Origin of the sequence: Streptomyces sp. NPDC091682, from assembly GCF_044756625.1 — a bacterium.
Lineage (GTDB): Bacteria > Actinomycetota > Actinomycetes > Streptomycetales > Streptomycetaceae > Streptomyces.
On record NZ_JBIVTH010000024.1, the window covers coordinates 35,267 to 52,942 of the forward strand.

Consider the following 17,676-nt stretch of genomic DNA (forward strand, 5'->3'; position numbering starts at 1 on the left):
CCAGGAGCTAGCATGGCGGCGTATCGTCCGGTACCCCCGCGGACTGGAACGGAAGGGCCTCCCCCGCGTGAATTCATCACAGCAGCCACGCCCTGCCCGGCTCGCCGTCGGCGTCGTCGGTGCCGGCCGCGTCGGTCCCGCGCTGGCGTGTGCGCTCCAGCAGGCCGGGCACCGGCCCGTCGCCGTCTCCGGAGTCTCCGACACGTCCGTGCGCCGGGCCGAGCGGATGCTGCCCGACGTGCCGCTCGTACCGCCCGCGCAGGTGCTGGAGCTGGCCGACCTGGTGCTCCTGACCGTCCCCGACGACGCGCTGCCGTCCCTCGTGGAGGGCCTCGCCGAGACCGGCGCGGTCCGGCCGGGACAGCTGCTGGTGCACACCTCGGGACGGTACGGGACCTCCGTGCTCGACCCCGCGCGCCGCGCGGGCGCCCTGCCGCTGGCCCTGCACCCGGCGATGACCTTCACCGGCACTGAGGTCGACGTGCAGCGGCTCGCCGGCTGTTCCTTCGGGGTCACCGCCCCCGAGGAGCTGCGCCTGGCCGCCGAGGCCCTGGTCATCGAGATGGGCGGGGAGCCCGAGTGGATCCGGGAGGAGAACCGGCCGCTCTACCACGCGGCCCTGGCCCTCGGCGCGAACCACCTGGTCACGCTGGTCGCCCAGGCCATGGAGCTGCTGGCCAAGGCCGGGGTGGAGCACCCCGACCGGATGCTCGGCCCGCTGCTCGGCGCGGCCCTGGACAACGCCCTGCGCTCCGGTGACGCCGCCCTGACCGGGCCGGTGGCCCGCGGGGACGCCGGTACGGTCAGGGCGCACGTCTCGGAGCTGCGGCGGCACGCGCCCGCCGCGGTCGCCGGGTACCTGGCGATGGCCCGTACGACCGCGGACCGGGCCCTCGCGCACGGGCTGCTCAAGCCCGAGCTCGCCGAGGACCTCCTCGGTGTGCTCGCCGACACGGAGTCCGACGGGGGCGACCAGTGACCGACCTGCTGCTGCACACCGCTGAGGAGCTGCACAAGCTGTCGCGCACCGGCCGCCGGGCCGTGGTGATGACCATGGGCGCCCTTCACGAGGGCCACGCCACCTTGATCCGCACGGCCCGCGAACAGGCCGGGCCGGGCGGGCAGGTCGTCGTCACCGTTTTCGTCAACCCCCTGCAGTTCGGGGCCGGCGAGGACCTCGACCGCTACCCCCGCACCCTCGATGCCGATCTGCGGATCGCCGAAGGGGCGGGTGCCGACGCCGTGTTCGCCCCGGCGGTCGACGAGGTCTACCCGGGCGGCGACCCGCAGGTGCGGATCAGCGCCGGCCCGATGGGCGAGCGGCTCGAAGGGGCCACCCGCCCGGGGCACTTCGACGGGATGCTGACCGTCGTCGCCAAGCTGCTCCACCTCACCCGCCCCGACCTGGCCCTCTTCGGCCAGAAGGACGCGCAGCAACTGGCCCTGATCCGGCGGATGGTGACCGACCTGAACTTCCCCGTCGAGGTGGTCGGCGTACCGACCGTCCGCGAGGAGGACGGGCTCGCGCTGTCGTCCCGCAACCGCTACCTCTCCCCCGCGGAGCGGCACACCGCCCTGGCGCTGTCCCGCGCCCTGTTCGCCGGCCGCGACCGGCTCGCCGCGCAGGCGGCGCTGCGCGCCCGCGCCGAGGCCTCCCCGGCCAGCGACGAGCGGGCCACCGCCCTGGCCCGCCTCGGCGAGATCCGCGCCTCCGCCGACGCGCACGCCGTCTCGGTGGCCAGCGCCGGTCTGCCGGACGCCGTACGGGCCGCCGCGCTGCACGTCCTGGACGAGGCGGGCCGCCACGAGCCGCCGCTCGCGCTGGACTACCTGGCGCTGGTGGACCCGCTGGACTTCACCGAGACCGGTCCGGACTTCACCGGGCGGGCCGTGCTGGCCGTCGCCGCGAAGGTGGGCTCGACCCGGCTGATCGACAACATCCCATTGGAATTCGGAGCACACTCGTGAGCACCCCAGGCAGAGGCATCCCGTCGGACGGGGCAGGCGAAGGCACCGGCATACGGCTGCACGCCCCGGCCCCCGGCTGGTCCCTCGACGCCGACGTCGTGGTCGTCGGTTCCGGCGTGGCGGGCCTGACGGCCGCGCTGCGCTGCGCCGCCGGGGGCCGCCGTACCGTCGTGGTCACCAAGGCCCGGCTCGACGACGGCTCCACCCGCTGGGCCCAGGGCGGTATCGCCGCGGCCCTCGGCGAGGGCGACACCCCGGAGCAGCACCTCGACGACACGCTGGTCGCCGGTGCGGGCCTGTGCGACGAGGAGGCCGTCCGGCTGCTCGTCACCGAGGGCCCCGACGCCGTACGGCGGCTGATGGCCGCCGGCGCGGTCTTCGACACCTCGACGGAGACCGGCGAGATAGAGCTGACCCGCGAGGGCGGACACCACCGCCGCCGGATCGCGCACGCGGGCGGCGACGCCACCGGCGCCGAGATCTCCCGGGCGCTCGTCGAGGCCGTCCAGGCCGCGGGCATCGAGACCGTGGAGAACGCCCTCGTCCTGGACCTGCTGCAAGACGCGCAGGGTCGTACGGCCGGTGTCACCCTGCACGTCATGGGCGAGGGCCAGCACGACGGGGTGGGCGCCGTGCACGCGCCCGCCGTGATCCTCGCGACCGGCGGCATGGGCCAGGTCTTCTCCGCGACCACCAACCCGTCGGTGTCCACCGGTGACGGCGTGGCGCTCGCGCTGCGGGCCGGCGCCGAGGTCTCCGACCTCGAGTTCGTACAGTTCCACCCGACGGTGCTCTTCCTCGGCCCGGACGCCGAGGGACAGCAACCGCTGGTGTCGGAGGCGGTCCGGGGCGAGGGTGCGTACCTCGTCGACGCGGACGGCGTGCGCTTCATGCAGGGCCAGCACGAGCTCGCCGAGCTGGCGCCGCGCGACATCGTCGCCAAGGGCATCATGCGCCGCATGCTGGAGCAGGGCGCGCAGCACATGTACCTCGACGCCCGGCACTTCGGCGCGCAGATGTGGGAGCAGCGCTTCCCGACCATCCTGGCCGCCTGCCGTTCCCACGGCATCGACCCGGTGACCGAGCCCGTCCCGGTGGCGCCCGCCGCGCACTACGCGTCCGGCGGCGTCCGCACCGACCTGCACGGGCGGACCACCGTCCCCGGCCTGTACGCCTGCGGCGAGGTCGCCTGCACCGGTGTGCACGGCGCGAACCGGCTGGCCTCCAACTCGCTGCTGGAGGGTCTGGTCTTCGCCGAGCGGATCGCCGAGGACATCGTCGCCGAGCGGCCCGCGGGCAGCGGCCCGGGCATACCGGTCCCGGCGACCGGCCCGCTGCAGCCCGGCGCGGCCCGGTACGAGGTCCAGCGGATCATGACGGAGGGCGCGGGCGTGCTCCGCTCCGCCGACTCGCTCAGTGCCGCGGCCGACGCCCTCGAAGCGCTGTACGCCACCGCCCTGAACGACCTCGAAGCGCACGGCAAGACCGCCGAGCCGGGCGTGGACACCTGGGAGGCCACGAACCTGCTGTGCGTGGCACGGGTCCTGGTCGCCGCGGCGCAGCGGCGCGTGGAGACCCGCGGCTGCCACTGGCGCGAGGACCACCCCGAGCGGGACGATGCCCATTGGCGCCGCCATCTCGTCGTCCGGCTCTCGGCGACCGAGAAGCGCGCCCTGGTCGTCGTACCCACCGACTCCGCGGACTTCCCGTCCGTGCACCCCCTGAGCACCCCGAGCCTGGAGCAGTGACCGTGAGCACCCCCGAACTTCCCCTGATCGACCAGAACGACGGCGGCTGCGGCGACGACTGCGCCTGCGGCGACGGCGAGGAGAGCGGCCTGGACCCGGCGCTGGCGCAGCTGCTCGCCGACGCCGGCCTGGACCCGATCGAGGTCGAGGACATCGCGCACATGGCGCTGTCCGAGGACCTGGACGGCGGCGTGGACGTGACGACGGTGGCGACCGTGCCCGAGGAGGCCGAGGCCGTCGCCGACTTCGTCGCGCGCGAGGACGGTGTCGTGGCCGGTCTGCGGATCGCCGAGGCCGTGTTCTCCGTGGTCTGCACGGAGGCCTTCGAGGTGGAGCGGCACGCGGAGGACGGCGACTCCGTCGTGGCCGGGCAGCTGCTGCTGTCCGTGCGCTCGCGCACCCGTGACCTGCTCACGGCGGAGCGCAGCGCGCTGAACATCCTGTGCCGGCTGTCGGGCATCGCGACGGCCACCCGCCGCTGGGCCGACGTGCTGGAGGGCACCTCGGCGAAGGTCCGCGACACCCGCAAGACCACGCCGGGCCTGCGCTCGCTGGAGAAGTACGCGGTGCGCTGCGGCGGCGGCGTCAACCACCGGATGTCGCTCGCGGACGCGGCGCTGGTCAAGGACAACCACGTGGTGGCGGCGGGCGGTGTCGCCCAGGCGTTCAAGGCCGTGCGCGAGGCCTTCCCCGAGGTTCCGATCGAGGTCGAGGTCGACACGCTGGAGCAGATCGGCGAGGTGCTGGAGGCCGGCGCCGACCTGATCCTGCTGGACAACTTCACGGTCGAGCAGACCGCCGAGGCCGTGGCCCTGGTGGCCGGCCGCGCGGTGCTGGAGTCCTCGGGCCGCCTGACCCTGGATTCGGCCCGCGCGTACGCGGCGACCGGCGTGGACTACCTGGCGGTCGGCGCGCTGACCCACTCCTCGCCGATCCTGGACATCGGGCTCGATCTGCGCGAGGCGGTGTAACCCGTGCTCCTCACCATCGACGTGGGCAACACCCACACGGTCCTGGGGCTGTTCGACGGTGCCGAGATCGTCGAGCACTGGCGCATCTCGACCGACCCGCAGCGCACGGCCGACGAGATGGCCGTGCTCCTGCAGGGGCTGATGGGCATGCACCCGATGCTGGGCAGCGAGCTGGGCGACGGCATCCACGGCATCGCGATCTGCTCGGCGGTGCCGTCGGTCCTGCACGAGCTCCGCGAGGTGACCCGCCGCTACTACGGCGACGTGCCCGCGGTGATCGTGGAGCCCGGCACCAAGACGGGCGTGCCGATCCTGATGGACAACCCGAAGGAGGTCGGCGCGGACCGCATCGTGAACGCGGTCGCGGTGGTCGAGCTCTACGGGGGCCCGGCGATCGTGGTCGACCTCGGTACGGCGACCACCTTCGACGCGGTGTCCGCGAGGGGTGAGTACGTGGGCGGGGTGATCGCCCCGGGCATCGAGATCTCGATGGAGGCGCTCGGCGTACGGGGTGCCCAGCTACGGAAGATCGAGCTGGCGCGGCCGCGCAACGTGATCGGGAAGTCCACGGTCGAGGCGATGCAGTCGGGCGTGGTCTACGGCTTCGCGGGGCAGGTCGACGGGGTCGTGACGCGGATGGCGAAGGAGCTGGCGGGACCGCACGGCGACCCGGACGACGTGCGGGTCATCGCCACCGGCGGGCTGGCTCCGATGGTGCTGGGCGAGTCCTCGGTGATCGACGACCACGAGCCGTGGCTGACGCTGATCGGGCTGCGGCTGGTGTACGAGCGCAACGCGCCGAATTTCGCGTAGACCGGTACCGGGAGAGGGGCCGTACTCCGTTCGTACGGTCCCGGCCCGGTCAGGCATGGACTTCGACCCACAGCAGCTTTCCCCCGGCGTCCCCGTACAGCCCCGTCCCGCCGAGCGGATACCCGCCCCAGTTGGCGGCGTACGCCTGTACGAGGAAGAGCCCGCGGCCTCGCTCGGCGTCCGGCGGCGGTGTGCCGCCGGGGGAGTCCGCTCCGAAGGGCGGCGGGATGTGCGGATTGCTGTCCCAGACGCTGACCCGCAGCCGAGTGGACCCCATAGCCCGCAGCTGGAGTGTGTACGGGCCGTCGGAGTAGAGGTAGGCATTGGCCATCAGCTCCCCGGCCAACAGCTCGGCCGTCTCGACGAGTTCACCCATCGCGTGGGTGCGGAGCACGGCGCGCAGGGTCTGGCGGGCGAGGGCGGGAGCACGGGGATCTTGCGGGAGTTGCAGGCTGTAGGCCCACGCCGGAGATACGGTGGCAGGCATGGAAGTCTCCGATCACGGAGGGGTGTTGGTCGCGTTGCACTTGCTGCCCGGTGACCGCGCCGCTCCGTCGAACGGGGTACTTCCGGGTGAGGTGGCCTGCGCACCAGATTAAAGGGCGCCAAAGATTCTTTGCGTGAATCCAAGGTCTTCGATCCGGAATTCCCTCGTGTGAGTGAGGAGTGAAACATGGTCGCTCGCCCCGCCCCGACGGCCCGTCGTGCCCGGCTGGCGGCTGAGCTGCGCAAACTCCGCGAGCGGGCCGGTATGACTGCCACCGAGGCCGCGGCCTCGATCGGCACGAGCTCGGGCCAGCTGAGCAATGTGGAGACGGCCAGGTTCGGAGTGAGCCCTGACCGCGTTCGTGCGATGGCACGCGTCTACTCGGTCTGCGACCCTCAGCTCGTGGAGGCGCTGGCCGCAATGGCAGCCGACCGCACGAACGGCTGGTGGGACCAATACCGGGAGGCCCTGCCTCCCAGCCTCCTCGACCTGGCCGAACTTGAGCACCACGCGTTGGCGCTGCGCGCCGCCTACACCGCTCATGTCCCGGGCCTTCTGCAGACAGCGGACCACGCACGGGAAGTCTTCCGACAGGTGGTGCCGGAGCTGACCCCACCCGAGGTCGAGCACCGGGTGTCCCACCGGATCAAGCGGCAGGACGTGCTCTACCGGAGCGACCCCATTCCCTACACCGCGATCATCCACGAAGCGGCCCTGCGCATGCAGTTCGGCGGACGCACCGTCGTCAAGGGGCAGCTCGCCCACCTCATGGAGATGGGGCAACGAAGCCAGGTCCGCATCCTGGTGATCCCCTTCGACGCAGGATCGTTCCCCGGTGCCGGCCAGTCGATCTACTACGCCCACGGTCCCGTGCCACAGCTCGACACGGTCCACCTGGACCAGTCCCACGGTCCGGCACTGGTGGATGCCGAGGCTCGACTGGGCGGATACCGGCTCCTCCTCGACCGCATGGAGGCCATGACCCTCGGCCGGGAGGAGAGCAGCCAGTTCATCCACAACATCCTGCGCACCCTGTGAAGGGAAGACCTCAATGTCCGTTCCCAGCTGGCAGAAGTCGTCCTACTGCGGCACCGGCGAGGCCTGCGTACACGTCGCGACAGCCGGACCCGGCGCGGCCGTGAACGTGGCCGGCAGCGCAGATCCCGGCGAGGCCTTCCTCACTCTCTCCCCGGCCGCCTGGTCGGCCTTCCTCCAAGCCATGAAGAACCCCGGCGCCGTTTGAGGAAGGATCTCGAGAAACCTGCCCGCCTCTTCACTCACCGCAAGTAGCCTGGCGCGATGGTGGACGTGGGCGTGAGCGAGCTGCGCCGGAGTCGCGAGCGACTCGCCAAGCAGGGGGAGGCCGCCGAGCAGGCGGGGGAGAACGCGGTCAGCGGCCTGCTGCTCTTCTACGCTGCCGAGTGCGGATTGAAGGCTGAGGTGCTGCGCTGGGTTCTGCGCTGCGAGGACACTTCCTCCTTACCCAGCGACCTGCGGACGCACAATCTGCGCCGCTTGGCCAAGGCCTTGAACCTCCAGGACCCCGCCCCTGGGCCGGACCCGTTGCGCTGCCATCGGCACAAGAACGGCGCCTGGATCGAGAGCCACGAGTTGCATGAAGCATGGCGCTATGGTGCAGAACTGCGCGCCGATGATCAGAAAGCGGCGGTGGAAGCTCTGAAGTCACTGGTGGAGGACGCCAGGAAGGGATCTTGAGCGCTATGACCGGCAAGCTCTTCACCTGGGTCGACATCGATTCCCGACTTACGGAAGCTGCTGTGGAGGGCCAGTGGCCGCAGTGGCTGCTGGAGGTCGACGCCTGGTGGGATGGGCTGGAGCTGACAGTCCTCCCGGGTACTGGGACCGCCGCTGTACACGAATGGCTGGACGGACAGTTCGGCCTCGGATCCACTGCCGAACACGGAATGGGCCTGGAACTCGCCCTGGACCGGCCGACGGCCAACGCCCCCCAGTCCCTTCCCGTGCGCCTGGTCGAAGCCGCCGATTCCGGCGTACTCCCCCACCGCCGCCCAAAGCTCAGCGAGCGCCGTGTCACCTCGGCTCTGAGCGAGGCGCTCCCCCGCCCGGAGGTCTCACAGTTCGCCGGTGGCAAGCAGCTCACCGCCTTCCACTCCTTCAAGGGCGGCGTGGGACGCACACTGCACGCGGTGGCGCTGGCCGATCTCCTCGCTTCCCAAGGACAGCACGTCCTTCTCGTCGACGCCGACCTGGAGGCGCCTGGCATCACCTGGATGTACCAGGCGCAAGGGGGCCGCTGCGACATCGCGTACGAGGACCTCCTCGCCCTCCTGCACTCCTCACGGCAGGGCGACCCCACGCAGGCGGTGGAAATCGCCGCCGCCTACCTGCCCAACCAGCGGGTCTCGCGCTATCCCGGGACAGGACGCGTGACAGTCCTTCCGGCCAGTCGGCGCGTGCGGCTCGGTCCGCCCCGGATCGGGCCCGCCGACCTGCTGACCGAGGACCGCTCGCCGTACTTCCTCAGTGAGTCCCTGGTAGCCCTCGCCAACGCCGCCGAGGCCGACACCGTCGTACTGGACCTCCGTGCCGGAGCTTCGGAGCTCGCAGCGCCCATCCTGTTGGACCCCCGTGTGATGCGGGTGTTCGTCACTACGATCAGCAGTCAGTCCCTGCAAGGCACCGAAGCCATGATCCAGCAGCTCGGGGCTCAGTCCCCGGCAGTGGTGGGAACGGATCCCACCCCTGCCGCGATCGTGACGCAGTACCGGCTCGACATCCATGACGCCCATGCCGAAGAAGCCCGCAGGGGACTCTCCGCAGCGCTGTCGTCCACGATCGTCCTGCCCGGCATGATTTCTGACGAGTACACGCCCGAGGATCTGGCAGTGGATGAGCAGGTCCTGACCGAGCCTGTGCTGAGTCCGTTCCGCGAGGAGCTGCTGGCGCTTCCCCGCAGCTGGGACGCTGTGGTGGAGGTGATCCGGCGCTGTGGTCTCCCCGGTCTGCTCACCGAATTCACCCCAAGCGTCGTGCCGACCGCCCCGCCTCGTTCCGAGGGGCGGGCCACGCTGGACGACAGACGGCGTGCCTTGGAGAGCACCGCACGCCGACTCGTCTTCGCCGAGCAGCGCGGTATGGATTCGGGGCTCGGATTCCTCACCACCGAGCCGGTACGCCGACTTATCGCGGATCACAGCACCGACCTTCCGATCGCGGTCGTCGTCGGCGCGAAAGGTGCGGGTAAGACGTTCACCTTCGCCAGGATGTGCACTGCGGGGACCTGGGAGGCGTTCGCCCGGGAGAACGGGCAGAACGTGGAACGGCGAGCGATCGTGATCCCTGTTCTGGACCCGGCCAACATCGCTGAGCCTCAGGCGGGAGTGGTGTCGCCGCAGGAGCTCAGGGACCGCGCGGCACGGGGGCCAGGCGTCACCGCGGACGAGATCCGAAGCCACCTGAACGCCGCACTCAAGGACAAGCGCTCCGATGATCCGGAGTTCTGGCGGCTGCGCTGGCTGGAGTGTCTGGCATGGTCGGCAGGCGCCGAACGGGGTGAACCCGCTGAGGAATTCCTCATCGAGCGGACTCTGGACCCCTCTGGGGCCTGCCTCTTCGTCATCGACGGCTTGGAGGACTGGCTGGAGTCACTGGAGGCGGAACCAAGGCGCATCGCGCTGCGGACGCTGCTGATCGAGGTTCCGGCCTGGCTCCGTCGGCTTCGCCATCGCTCGCTCGGCCTCGTGATCTTCGTCCGCCAAGACTTGGTACGCGCGGCGATCAGGCAGAACTTCGGCCAGTTCCTCGACCGCTACGCACCCTATGAGCTGCGCTGGAACACCGAGGACGCCCTCCGGCTGCCACTGTGGCTGGCGATGAACGCTGAGGCGTTGCCGACCGCCGATCTTCCGATCGCCGACATGGGCTACGACGAGATCGTCCAGGCACTCCTCCCCCTCTGGGGCGCGAAGCTCGGGACCGACAACTCCCGCGAGGCGTGGACCGAACGATGGGTTCCGGTCGCCCTTGGAGACTTCAACGAACAGATTCAGGCTCGCGATGTCGTCCGCTTCGTGCGCGAGGCGGCGCTCGCTTCCGTGGGCGATGCGAAATGGCCGGACAGATTGCTGACCCCGGTGGCCATGCGGCGCGCCCTGAGCGCGTGCAGCCGTGCGAAGGTAGAGGAGATCAACCAGGAGAATCCGCTGCTCGGAGCGCTGCTGAGGCGCATGTCGACTTTTTCGGACTCCGTGAAGATGCCCTTCGACGCGGCGGACGTGGAACTGACGGCCGACGACGTCGAAGCCCTGGGGCAGTGGGGTGTACTGGCCCGAGACATCGACGGGCGTTACCGCATGCCCGAGATCTATCGCCACGCGCTCGGCTTCCGCACGCAAGGCAGGGCTCGGGTGGTCCGGAGTCTATGAAGATGCAGGGAGGAGGCCGCCCGGGGGTCAGCACGCCCGCGGGCGGACGAATATCCGGCGCAGGGCGGCGCGCCAGGGGTGGCGACCCGATCTGCCGTCCAGGACGGCTCTGGCCTGCTCGTACGTGCGCAGCGAACGCACGACGGCGACGTCGTCGCGCCCGGGCGGCGGGGGCATGGGGGCGCCCTGCTGGGAGGCCCGGTAGGTGTCGATCATGTACTGCTCGATGGCGGTCATGAACCAAGCCTCACCCCGTCGGCGGCGTCGCGCACGACAATTAACGTTCCCCGTCAATCGACGGCCCTAAAGCGCCCCCGCGGCCACAAACGATCACTCGTCCGGCCGCCGCGCCGAACCGACCGCGGCCACCCGTACGGCAGGGCCCGGCAGGTCGCCCCGGCGTCCCCGGCGCGCGCGGAACGACAGAATGGCCTGATGAGCGTCACCATCGACATCGCAGGCCTGCCCACCGAGCGGATCACTTTCGCGCCCTCTCCGCTCGCCGAGCTCTGCATGGCCCTGCACGCGCTCTCCCAGCCCGCGCACCACCCGGGGCTGGCCTCCTGGACCACCGCCACCACCGCCTCGCTCGATCCGTGCCTCGCGGACCGGCTGCTGGAGGCCGACTTCATGTGGCGGAGCTCGTTCTCCGACATCTTCATGCCCTTCGCCGGGCTGCCCGGCGGAACCGGGCGGCCGGCCGCGACGCTGGCCGAGGCGCTGGACGTGCTCGACCGCCTCGACGACGAGCGGTTCGTGCGGGCCGCCCTGGAGCAGTGCTGGCTGGCGCTCTACAACGAGGGCGGCCCGTCCTCCTCGCCGCTGGCCAACCCGGCGGCGCGGGCCAAGGCGCTGGAGACGGCCGCCGCGCGCGGCCCGCGCCAGCTGGACTTCTCCATGCGGCTCCTCGACGACACGGCCGCCGTCCGGGTGTGGGTGCGACGCCTCCTGGAGGACTGCGACGAGGCCTTCTTCGCCGAGACGTGGAAGCGCGTCGAGCCCGGGCAGAGCGCCGACGCCCGGCACAAGACGGAGGTGCTGCGCCGCAAGGGGCTGCCGGCCGTGCTGAAGGAGGTCTCAGCGGCGCTGAGCGTCGACGCGGGCGGCACGACCATCACCGCGGACAAGATGGTCCACGGATCGACGACCGCGACCGATCCCCGAATAGGCGCCGGCCTGGTCTTCGTACCGACCAACTTCGGCTGGCCGCACCTGCTGGTGTTGCACGCGCCGGGCTGGCGGCCGGTGGTCCACTATCCGCTCGGCTCCCCCGAACTGGCCTCCGAGCCCGGCTCGGTGGAGCTGCTCCAGCGGCGGATGGAGGCGCTGGCGCACCCGATGCGGATGATGCTGTGCCGGAGCCTGGCCCGGGCCCCGTTCACGACGAGCGAGCTGGCGACCGTGTACGGGATCACCGCGCCGGAGGTTTCGCGCCACCTGGCCGTCCTGAAGAAGGCCGGGCTGATGCACACCCGGCGTCAGGGCCGTTACGCCCAGCACCAGTTGGACCTGCCGGCGGTCGCACGCATCGGATCGGAATTCATCGAGGGCATCCTCCGCTAGGACCAACCGGCGTTCGTTTGGCTTGATTTGGGCGGCCCAGACTCACCGATATACGGAATTCATAAACCGGAATCGGCGAAAACTCTGGCCATGGTGGCCACTTGCTGTCTAACGTGCGTCCACCGATCCCCCACGTAACGCGCACCACTTCTGCTCACGCGCACCACCACGCTCCGCCCCGCTGTGCCCTGCTCCGCCCTGCCCTGCTCGCCTTTGCCGTGGAAGGACCTTCATGCCCTCACGCCGTATAGCCGCAGCAACCGCCGCCCTGGCAGCCGCAGCCCTCGTCTCGCCGCTGCTGCTGGCCGGACCGGCCGGAGCCACCGGAAGCCCGCAGAGCGACGCCGCCCGGGGTGACGCGCTCGCCAAGAAGCTGGTCAAGGAAGCGACCGGCAAGGGCGCCTACAACCACCTCAAGGTCCTGCAGTCGCTCGCCGACTACAACAACGGCAACCGCGCGGCCGGGTCCAAGGGGCACGTGCAGTCGGCCAAGTACATCGAGGCCGTGATGAAGGCGGCCGGCTACAAGGTCACCAAGAACGAATTCGACTTCGTGTACGTCGAAACCATCGAGGAGAAGCTGACGGTGGGCGGCGCGAACCAGCGCGACGTACCGATCCACCTGATGTCGTACACGGCGAACAGCCCGGAGGGCGGTGTGACCGCCGGCGTCGCGGTCGCCCCGGTCGACGCGGACGGGACGAACGGCTGCGAGCCCGGCGACTTCGCCTCCGGCACCTTCACCGGCAAGATCGCCCTGGTCAAGCGCGGCGGTTGCACCTTCGCGGCGAAGCAGGCCAACGCGGCGGCGGCCGGCGCGGTCGGCGCGATCATCTACAACAACACCGCGGGCGCCCTGAACGGAACCCTCGGTGACCCGAACGTCGGCAAGGTCCCGACGGGCGGCATCACCCAGGAGGACGGCGAGAAGCTCGCGGCCGAGGCCGCGGCCGGCCCGGTCGAGGTCACCCTCGACATCCGGCAGCTGCGCGAGAACCGCAAGACGTACAACGTCATCGCCGAGACCAAGGGCGGCGACGAGAACAACACCGTCTTCCTCGGCTCGCACCTCGACTCGGTCGCGGCCGGCCCCGGCATCAACGACAACGGTTCCGGATCGGCCGGCATCCTGCAGGTCGCGCAGCGCCTCGCGAGCAGCCAGTCGAAGATCAAGAACAAGGTCAAGTTCGCCTGGTGGTCGGCGGAGGAGTTCGGCCTGCTCGGCTCCGAGGCGTACGTCGCCGGGCTGACGGACGCGCAGAAGAAGCAGATCAAGCTGTACCTGAACTTCGACATGATCGCCTCGCCGAACGCCGCGTACTTCGTCTACGACGGCGACGACTCGGACGCGACCGGCGCGGGCCCCGGCCCGGAGGGCTCCGCCCAGCTGGAGAAGGGGATCAACGACTTCCTCGACTCGAAGAAGATCCCGCACGAGGGCACGGACTTCTCGGGCCGCTCGGACTACGGCCCCTTCATCGAGGTGGGCATCCCGTCCGGCGGCACCTTCACCGGCGCCGAGGGCATCAAGACCGCGGAGCAGGCCGCGAAGTTCGGTGGCCAGGCGGGCGTCGCCTACGACGTGAACTACCACGGCAAGGGTGACGACATCACCAACATCGACCAGAAGGCGCTCGACATCAACGTCGACGTCATCGCGGACGCGGTCGGCCACTACGCCTTCGACCTGGCCCCGCTGTCGAAGCCGGTCGTCTCGCAGCCGACGGGCGGCACGGGCAGCGGTGGCGGCCTGCACCAGGGCCACGACGAGCTGACGCAGTAGGCGCGCGGGCAGGCAGATCAACAGAAGGGCCGGGATCCCGCAGCGGATCCCGGCCCTCCGTGCGTCGGGTCCTCGCCGCCGCCGACCCCACCCCCCGGGCCGAGCTAGTCCGGGCCGGCCGGGCCGGGTGTCCCGTCGATCAGGCCCGGCCCGCGGCGACCGGCCACGCCGGGGCCGGGATGCCGGCCGGCTGGACCAGCCAGATGAAGGCGCCCAGCCCGGCGCGGTCCGTGAGCTCCGCCGCCTCGCCGGCCGAGGACAGGGCCCGTACGTAGGCCAACGGGTCCGTGGAGGCCAGGGCCAGCGGGGGCCGGGCGCCCGAGACGCCGAGCGCGGCCAGGGCCTCGCGCTGGGTCAGCAGGACGGCTCCCGGCCCCGCGCAGGAGTCCAGGGCAACGTGGGCGGTGACGTCGCAGGAGCCGTCCGGCGCCGGCGGGACCTCCCGACCGCCGCGAAAGCCCGTCAGGGTTCCGTAGGGGGGCCTTGCGCCCCGGGTGTGGGCGTAGTCCACCGCCACCGCCAGGCCCCGTGCCAGGGTCCCGGCGGCGGCCGCCCAGGCCTCGTCGCGGGCCCGGCCGATCTCGGCGCGGCCGCCGCCGGGCCACCACTCCTCCAGCCAGGCCCGGTCCGCGGCCTCCAGCGGGCCGCCCGCGCTCTCCGTACCGTCCGGGGCGACCAGCACGTAGCGACCGTCCTCGGCGACCTCCAGCGGCACGTTGTCCAGCCATTCGTTGGCGAAGAGCAGCCCCGTCGTCCCCTCGGGCGGGGCCGCGACCCAACGGATCCGCGGATCGAGCCCGGCGGGCCGCTCCGCCCGCTCCACGGCGTACGGGCGCACCCGCGCGGCCGTCCCCGGATCCAGCGCGGCGAGCACCCCGACCAGCAGCTCCCCCCGCCCCGCCCCGACGTCGACCAGGTCCAGTTCCGCCGGGTGCCCGAGCTCGGCGTCCACCCGGTGCAGCAGCCGGGCCACGGCCGCGGCGTACAGCGGCGAGGCGTGCACGGAGGTACGGAAGTGCCCGGCGGGACCCGGCCCGCCGGGCCGCACGTAGAAGCCGTCGGGCCCGTACAACGCGGCCTCCATCGCACTGCGCCACCGGACCGGAGTCACGCCTTCACCCTGAGAGCTCACCGGACAAAGGCTAAGCTTCCGTCCACCTTGGGGAGTACGCCCCCGGCGTCAGGTTCGAACCTCTGGTTGACTCCAGCACCTATCTGCGTTCCCTACTCTGGGTTACGTGCAGCGCCTCTACGACTTCTTCCGCAGACACCCGACGGGCGTCGACAGCTTCTGGGCTGTCTTCCTCTTCGGGATCGGCATGCTGCAAGTCGCCGACGACAGTTTCAGCAGCACCAGCGCACGGCTGCTCGCCGTCCCCGCCGTGGTCGCGATGAGCCTCGTGGTGGCCCTGCGCCGCAAGTGGACGCAGCCGATGTTCTGGCTGGCCGTCGGCACCGGCGTCTACAAGCTGATCACCCATACCGAGGTGAACAACGCCGACCTCGCGATGCTGATCATCCTGTACACGGTCGCCGCCTCCGCCGAGGTCTCGCGCCGGATGTCCCGTACCGCGCTCGCCATCGGCTTCCTCGCCTCCCCCCTGTACGCCCTGCGCTTCCAGGTGGACAGGGGCGGCTTCCGCGACAACGTCCTCTTCACGCTGTTCGCCATGGTCCCCTTCGCCCTCGCCTGGGTACTGGGCGACTCCCTGCGCACCCGCCGGGCCTACTACGCCCAGCTCGTCGAACGGAACCAGCGCCTGGAGAACCAGCGCGAGGCCCAGGCCAAGGTGGCCGTGGCCGCCGAGCGCGCCCGGATCGCCCGCGAACTGCACGACGTCGTCGCGCACAACGTTTCGGTGATGGTGGTCCAGGCGGACGGCGCGGCGTACGTCATGGACGCGGCCCCCGAACAGGCCAAGGAAGCCCTCCAGACCATCTCCGGCACCGGGCGCCAGGCGCTGGCCGAGATGCGGCGGCTGCTGGGCGTGCTGCGCACCGGCGAGCCGCAGGAGTCCGAGGACTACGTGCCCCAGCCGGACGTCGAGCAGATCGAGGTCCTGGTCGAGCAGGTCCGGACGGCCGGGCTCGCGGTGGACTTCGAGGTCGAGGGCGCCCCGCGGCGGCTGCCCAGCGGGGTCGAGCTGACGGCGTACCGGATCGTGCAGGAGGCGCTGACCAACACCCGCAAGCACGGCGGCCCCGACGCGAAGGCCACCGTCCGGCTGGTCTACTTCGACGACGGGCTCGGCCTGCTGGTCGAGGACAACGGCCGGGGCGCGGCCCACGAGCTGTACGAGGACGGCGGCGCGGACGGCGCCGGGCACGGGCTGATCGGCATGCGCGAGCGGATCGGTATGGTCGGCGGAACCCTGGACGCGGGGCCGCGGCCCGGTGGCGGCTTCCGGATCAGCGCACTGCTGCCCCTGAAGAAGAAATGACGAGGACGAGGTAACTGATGTCCATCCGCGTGATGCTGGTCGACGACCAGGTGCTGCTGCGCACCGGTTTCCGTATGGTGCTCGCCGCCCAGCCGGACATGGAAGTGGTCGCCGAGGCGGGCGACGGCCTGGAGGCGCTGGAGGTGCTGCGGGCCACGAAGGTGGACGTGGTGCTGATGGACGTCCGCATGCCCCGGCTGGACGGGGTGGAGGCGACGCGGCGGATCTGCGAGCCGGAGGAGCACCCGAAGGTGATCATCTTGACCACCTTCGACCTGGACGAGTACGCCTTCTCGGGCCTGAAGGCGGGCGCGAGCGGATTCATGCTGAAGGACGTCCCGCCGGGCGAGCTGCTCGCAGCCATCCGATCGGTGCACAGCGGGGACGCGGTGGTGGCCCCGTCGACGACGCGGCGCCTGCTGGACCGCTTCGCGCCGATGTTGCCGACGACCACGCAGGAGCCGCAGAACAAGGAGATCGAGCGGCTGACGGAGCGCGAGCGCGAGGTCATGCTGCTGGTGGCTCAGGGCCTGTCGAACGGCGAGATCGCGGCCCGGCTGGTCCTGTCGGAGGCGACGGTGAAGACCCACGTGGGCCGCATCCTGACCAAGCTCGGGCTGCGCGACCGGGTCCAGGTGGTGGTCCTTGCGTACGAAACGGGCCTGGTCCGCGCGGGCGGCGGCGGAGCCGGGTAGGGAGTGATCGAGGGGGCGGCGCGGCGGCCGTCAGCCGCCCCGCTCCCCGCCGTCGACGAACCGCGTCTCCAGCGCGTCGCTGTAGCCGTTCAGTGGGTCGTCGGTCTCCAGGACGGCGAAGCGGCACCTGCTGTCACCGAGTGACAGCAGGGAGGTGCGCTCGGCGCGCAGTCCGCTGACGGCGGGGTCGATCGCCTTCATGAAGTTCACGTCGAACGCGCACATCACCGTCGTGACGGGCGTGGCGTCGTGACGGGCGAAGAAGTCGCGCCAGAAGCAGCGTCTGACGTTCATCTCGAAGAGCCCCGGCCCCGGCCGTTGGAAGTCGAACTCGAAGTGGGCGGGGTAGAGCTTCACCATCACTCGGCAGGTCTTCTCGATCTTGTCGAGCGCGTGGTCCCTCTCGTTGAGGGTCGAGAAGGCCATGTCGTAGGGGCGCCTCAGCACCGGGCTCATCGCGTGCTGGAGATAGCGGATCGTGCGCCTGCGGTCCCCTTCGAACAGGGGGACCAGCGTCTCGAAGGCGGCGAGTACCACGGCACCGATCAGCAGCGCGCCCTTCGACGGTCCGTCGGTGGCCATGTCCTCGTCCGCGTCGGCGATCTCCTTCGCCCGCGCGCGGATCGCGTCGATCAGCTCGTCCTCGCGATCGGGCGCCACGTGGTGGAGGTGCTTGCGGACTTCGCCCAGGAACCTGCGGGGCATGACGCGACCCATCAACCAGTGGGCTTCTGCTCCGATTGCCTTGTCGATGGCATTCACAACGGCACCCTGCGTGCTGATCGCGATCAGAGGCGGCCC

The 17,676-nt window shown here is 71.1% G+C and carries 17 protein-coding genes; 13 read left to right on the plus strand and 4 right to left on the minus strand.

Annotated elements, in window-relative coordinates; translation table 11 throughout:
* Positions 1-67 precede the first annotated feature (67 nt).
* Genes ACIQK6_RS36085 through ACIQK6_RS36105 form a run of 5 tightly spaced genes read left to right on the plus strand, consistent with a single transcriptional unit; the run spans position 68 to position 5,500 of the window.
* The gene (locus tag ACIQK6_RS36085) at positions 68-979 is read left to right on the plus strand and encodes a DUF2520 domain-containing protein (protein ID WP_329099811.1); all 912 of its coding nucleotides are present in this window, start codon (positions 68-70) and stop codon (positions 977-979) included.
* On the plus strand, positions 976-1,968 hold the full coding sequence (panC, locus tag ACIQK6_RS36090) for a pantoate--beta-alanine ligase (protein WP_402696742.1): 993 nt from the start codon (positions 976-978) through the stop codon (positions 1,966-1,968). Before ACIQK6_RS36085 ends, panC begins: the two co-directional genes overlap by 4 nt.
* Complete coding sequence (locus ACIQK6_RS36095) at positions 1,965-3,716, plus strand: L-aspartate oxidase (protein ID WP_329099813.1); 1,752 nt, start codon at positions 1,965-1,967, stop codon at positions 3,714-3,716. Before panC ends, ACIQK6_RS36095 begins: the two co-directional genes overlap by 4 nt.
* Before the next feature lie 2 nt (positions 3,717-3,718).
* Entirely contained in the window at positions 3,719-4,687 is a 969-nt protein-coding gene (gene nadC / locus ACIQK6_RS36100; RefSeq protein WP_329099814.1) for a carboxylating nicotinate-nucleotide diphosphorylase, read from the plus strand.
* Positions 4,688-4,690: 3 nt separating this feature from the next.
* Positions 4,691-5,500: a type III pantothenate kinase gene (locus ACIQK6_RS36105; protein ID WP_402696745.1), complete on the plus strand. Its 810-nt coding sequence runs from the start codon at positions 4,691-4,693 to the stop codon at positions 5,498-5,500.
* Positions 5,501-5,549: 49 nt separating this feature from the next.
* Here ACIQK6_RS36105 and ACIQK6_RS36110 read toward each other — a convergent pair whose 3' ends face one another.
* Positions 5,550-5,987: an ATP-binding protein gene (locus ACIQK6_RS36110; protein ID WP_402696746.1), complete on the minus strand. Its 438-nt coding sequence runs from the start codon at positions 5,985-5,987 to the stop codon at positions 5,550-5,552.
* 186 nt (positions 5,988-6,173) lie between these two features.
* On the opposite strand from ACIQK6_RS36110, the gene ACIQK6_RS36115 reads away from it, so the two are divergent.
* The 4 genes from ACIQK6_RS36115 to ACIQK6_RS36130 are packed head-to-tail and all read left to right on the plus strand — an operon-like array spanning position 6,174 to position 10,393.
* A complete protein-coding gene (locus ACIQK6_RS36115; RefSeq protein ID WP_402696747.1) occupies positions 6,174-7,025 on the plus strand; it encodes a helix-turn-helix transcriptional regulator in 852 nt (283 codons plus the stop codon).
* Between the two features lie 13 nt (positions 7,026-7,038).
* Positions 7,039-7,230 (plus strand): DUF397 domain-containing protein, encoded by a 192-nt coding sequence (locus ACIQK6_RS36120; protein ID WP_402696748.1) that lies wholly within the window; start codon positions 7,039-7,041, stop codon positions 7,228-7,230.
* 56 nt (positions 7,231-7,286) lie between these two features.
* Positions 7,287-7,703, plus strand: coding sequence for a hypothetical protein (locus ACIQK6_RS36125; RefSeq protein WP_351148330.1), 417 nt, complete (start codon positions 7,287-7,289; stop codon positions 7,701-7,703).
* Between the two features lie 5 nt (positions 7,704-7,708).
* The gene (locus ACIQK6_RS36130; protein WP_402696750.1) at positions 7,709-10,393 is read left to right on the plus strand and encodes a KGGVGR-motif variant AAA ATPase; all 2,685 of its coding nucleotides are present in this window, start codon (positions 7,709-7,711) and stop codon (positions 10,391-10,393) included.
* Positions 10,394-10,420: 27 nt separating this feature from the next.
* On the opposite strand, the gene ACIQK6_RS36135 is transcribed toward ACIQK6_RS36130, so the two are convergent.
* Complete coding sequence (locus ACIQK6_RS36135) at positions 10,421-10,630, minus strand: hypothetical protein (protein WP_329099821.1); 210 nt, start codon at positions 10,628-10,630, stop codon at positions 10,421-10,423.
* Between the two features lie 198 nt (positions 10,631-10,828).
* On the opposite strand from ACIQK6_RS36135, the gene ACIQK6_RS36140 reads away from it, so the two are divergent.
* Complete coding sequence (locus ACIQK6_RS36140; protein ID WP_402696751.1) at positions 10,829-11,956, plus strand: DUF5937 family protein; 1,128 nt, start codon at positions 10,829-10,831, stop codon at positions 11,954-11,956.
* Positions 11,957-12,188: 232 nt separating this feature from the next.
* Entirely contained in the window at positions 12,189-13,739 is a 1,551-nt protein-coding gene (locus tag ACIQK6_RS36145) for a M28 family metallopeptidase (protein WP_329099823.1), read from the plus strand.
* A 139-nt stretch (positions 13,740-13,878) separates the two neighbouring features.
* Here ACIQK6_RS36145 and ACIQK6_RS36150 read toward each other — a convergent pair whose 3' ends face one another.
* On the minus strand, positions 13,879-14,823 hold the full coding sequence (locus ACIQK6_RS36150) for an SAM-dependent methyltransferase (protein WP_402696784.1): 945 nt from the start codon (positions 14,821-14,823) through the stop codon (positions 13,879-13,881).
* Between the two features lie 154 nt (positions 14,824-14,977).
* On the opposite strand from ACIQK6_RS36150, the gene ACIQK6_RS36155 reads away from it, so the two are divergent.
* Positions 14,978-16,180, plus strand: a complete 1,203-nt coding sequence (locus tag ACIQK6_RS36155; RefSeq protein ID WP_329099824.1) for a sensor histidine kinase — start codon at positions 14,978-14,980, stop codon at positions 16,178-16,180.
* Between the two features lie 17 nt (positions 16,181-16,197).
* Positions 16,198-16,875: a response regulator transcription factor gene (locus tag ACIQK6_RS36160; protein ID WP_189744054.1), complete on the plus strand. Its 678-nt coding sequence runs from the start codon at positions 16,198-16,200 to the stop codon at positions 16,873-16,875.
* A gap of 30 nt (positions 16,876-16,905) precedes the next feature.
* On the opposite strand, the gene ACIQK6_RS36165 is transcribed toward ACIQK6_RS36160, so the two are convergent.
* On the minus strand, positions 16,906-17,580 hold the full coding sequence (locus tag ACIQK6_RS36165; RefSeq protein WP_402696754.1) for an L-2-amino-thiazoline-4-carboxylic acid hydrolase: 675 nt from the start codon (positions 17,578-17,580) through the stop codon (positions 16,906-16,908).
* Between the last annotated feature and the right edge of the window lie 96 nt (positions 17,581-17,676).

Bases quoted from the DNA above. Each gene is read 5' to 3' on its own strand.
- ACIQK6_RS36115 (WP_402696747.1), top strand. From the start codon at position 6,174: ATGGTCGCTCGCCCCGCCCCGACGGCCCGTCGTGCCCGGCTGGCGGCT.
- ACIQK6_RS36140 (WP_402696751.1), top strand. From the start codon at position 10,829: ATGAGCGTCACCATCGACATCGCAGGCCTGCCCACCGAGCGGATCACT.
- ACIQK6_RS36130 (WP_402696750.1), top strand. From the start codon at position 7,709: ATGACCGGCAAGCTCTTCACCTGGGTCGACATCGATTCCCGACTTACG.
- ACIQK6_RS36135 (WP_329099821.1), bottom strand. From the start codon at position 10,630: ATGACCGCCATCGAGCAGTACATGATCGACACCTACCGGGCCTCCCAG.
- ACIQK6_RS36145 (WP_329099823.1), top strand. From the start codon at position 12,189: ATGCCCTCACGCCGTATAGCCGCAGCAACCGCCGCCCTGGCAGCCGCA.
- ACIQK6_RS36150 (WP_402696784.1), bottom strand. From the start codon at position 14,823: ATGGAGGCCGCGTTGTACGGGCCCGACGGCTTCTACGTGCGGCCCGGC.
- ACIQK6_RS36110 (WP_402696746.1), bottom strand. From the start codon at position 5,987: ATGCCTGCCACCGTATCTCCGGCGTGGGCCTACAGCCTGCAACTCCCG.
- ACIQK6_RS36125 (WP_351148330.1), top strand. From the start codon at position 7,287: ATGGTGGACGTGGGCGTGAGCGAGCTGCGCCGGAGTCGCGAGCGACTC.
- ACIQK6_RS36165 (WP_402696754.1), bottom strand. From the start codon at position 17,580: ATGCCCCGCAGGTTCCTGGGCGAAGTCCGCAAGCACCTCCACCACGTG.
- ACIQK6_RS36160 (WP_189744054.1), top strand. From the start codon at position 16,198: ATGTCCATCCGCGTGATGCTGGTCGACGACCAGGTGCTGCTGCGCACC.
- ACIQK6_RS36120 (WP_402696748.1), top strand. From the start codon at position 7,039: ATGTCCGTTCCCAGCTGGCAGAAGTCGTCCTACTGCGGCACCGGCGAG.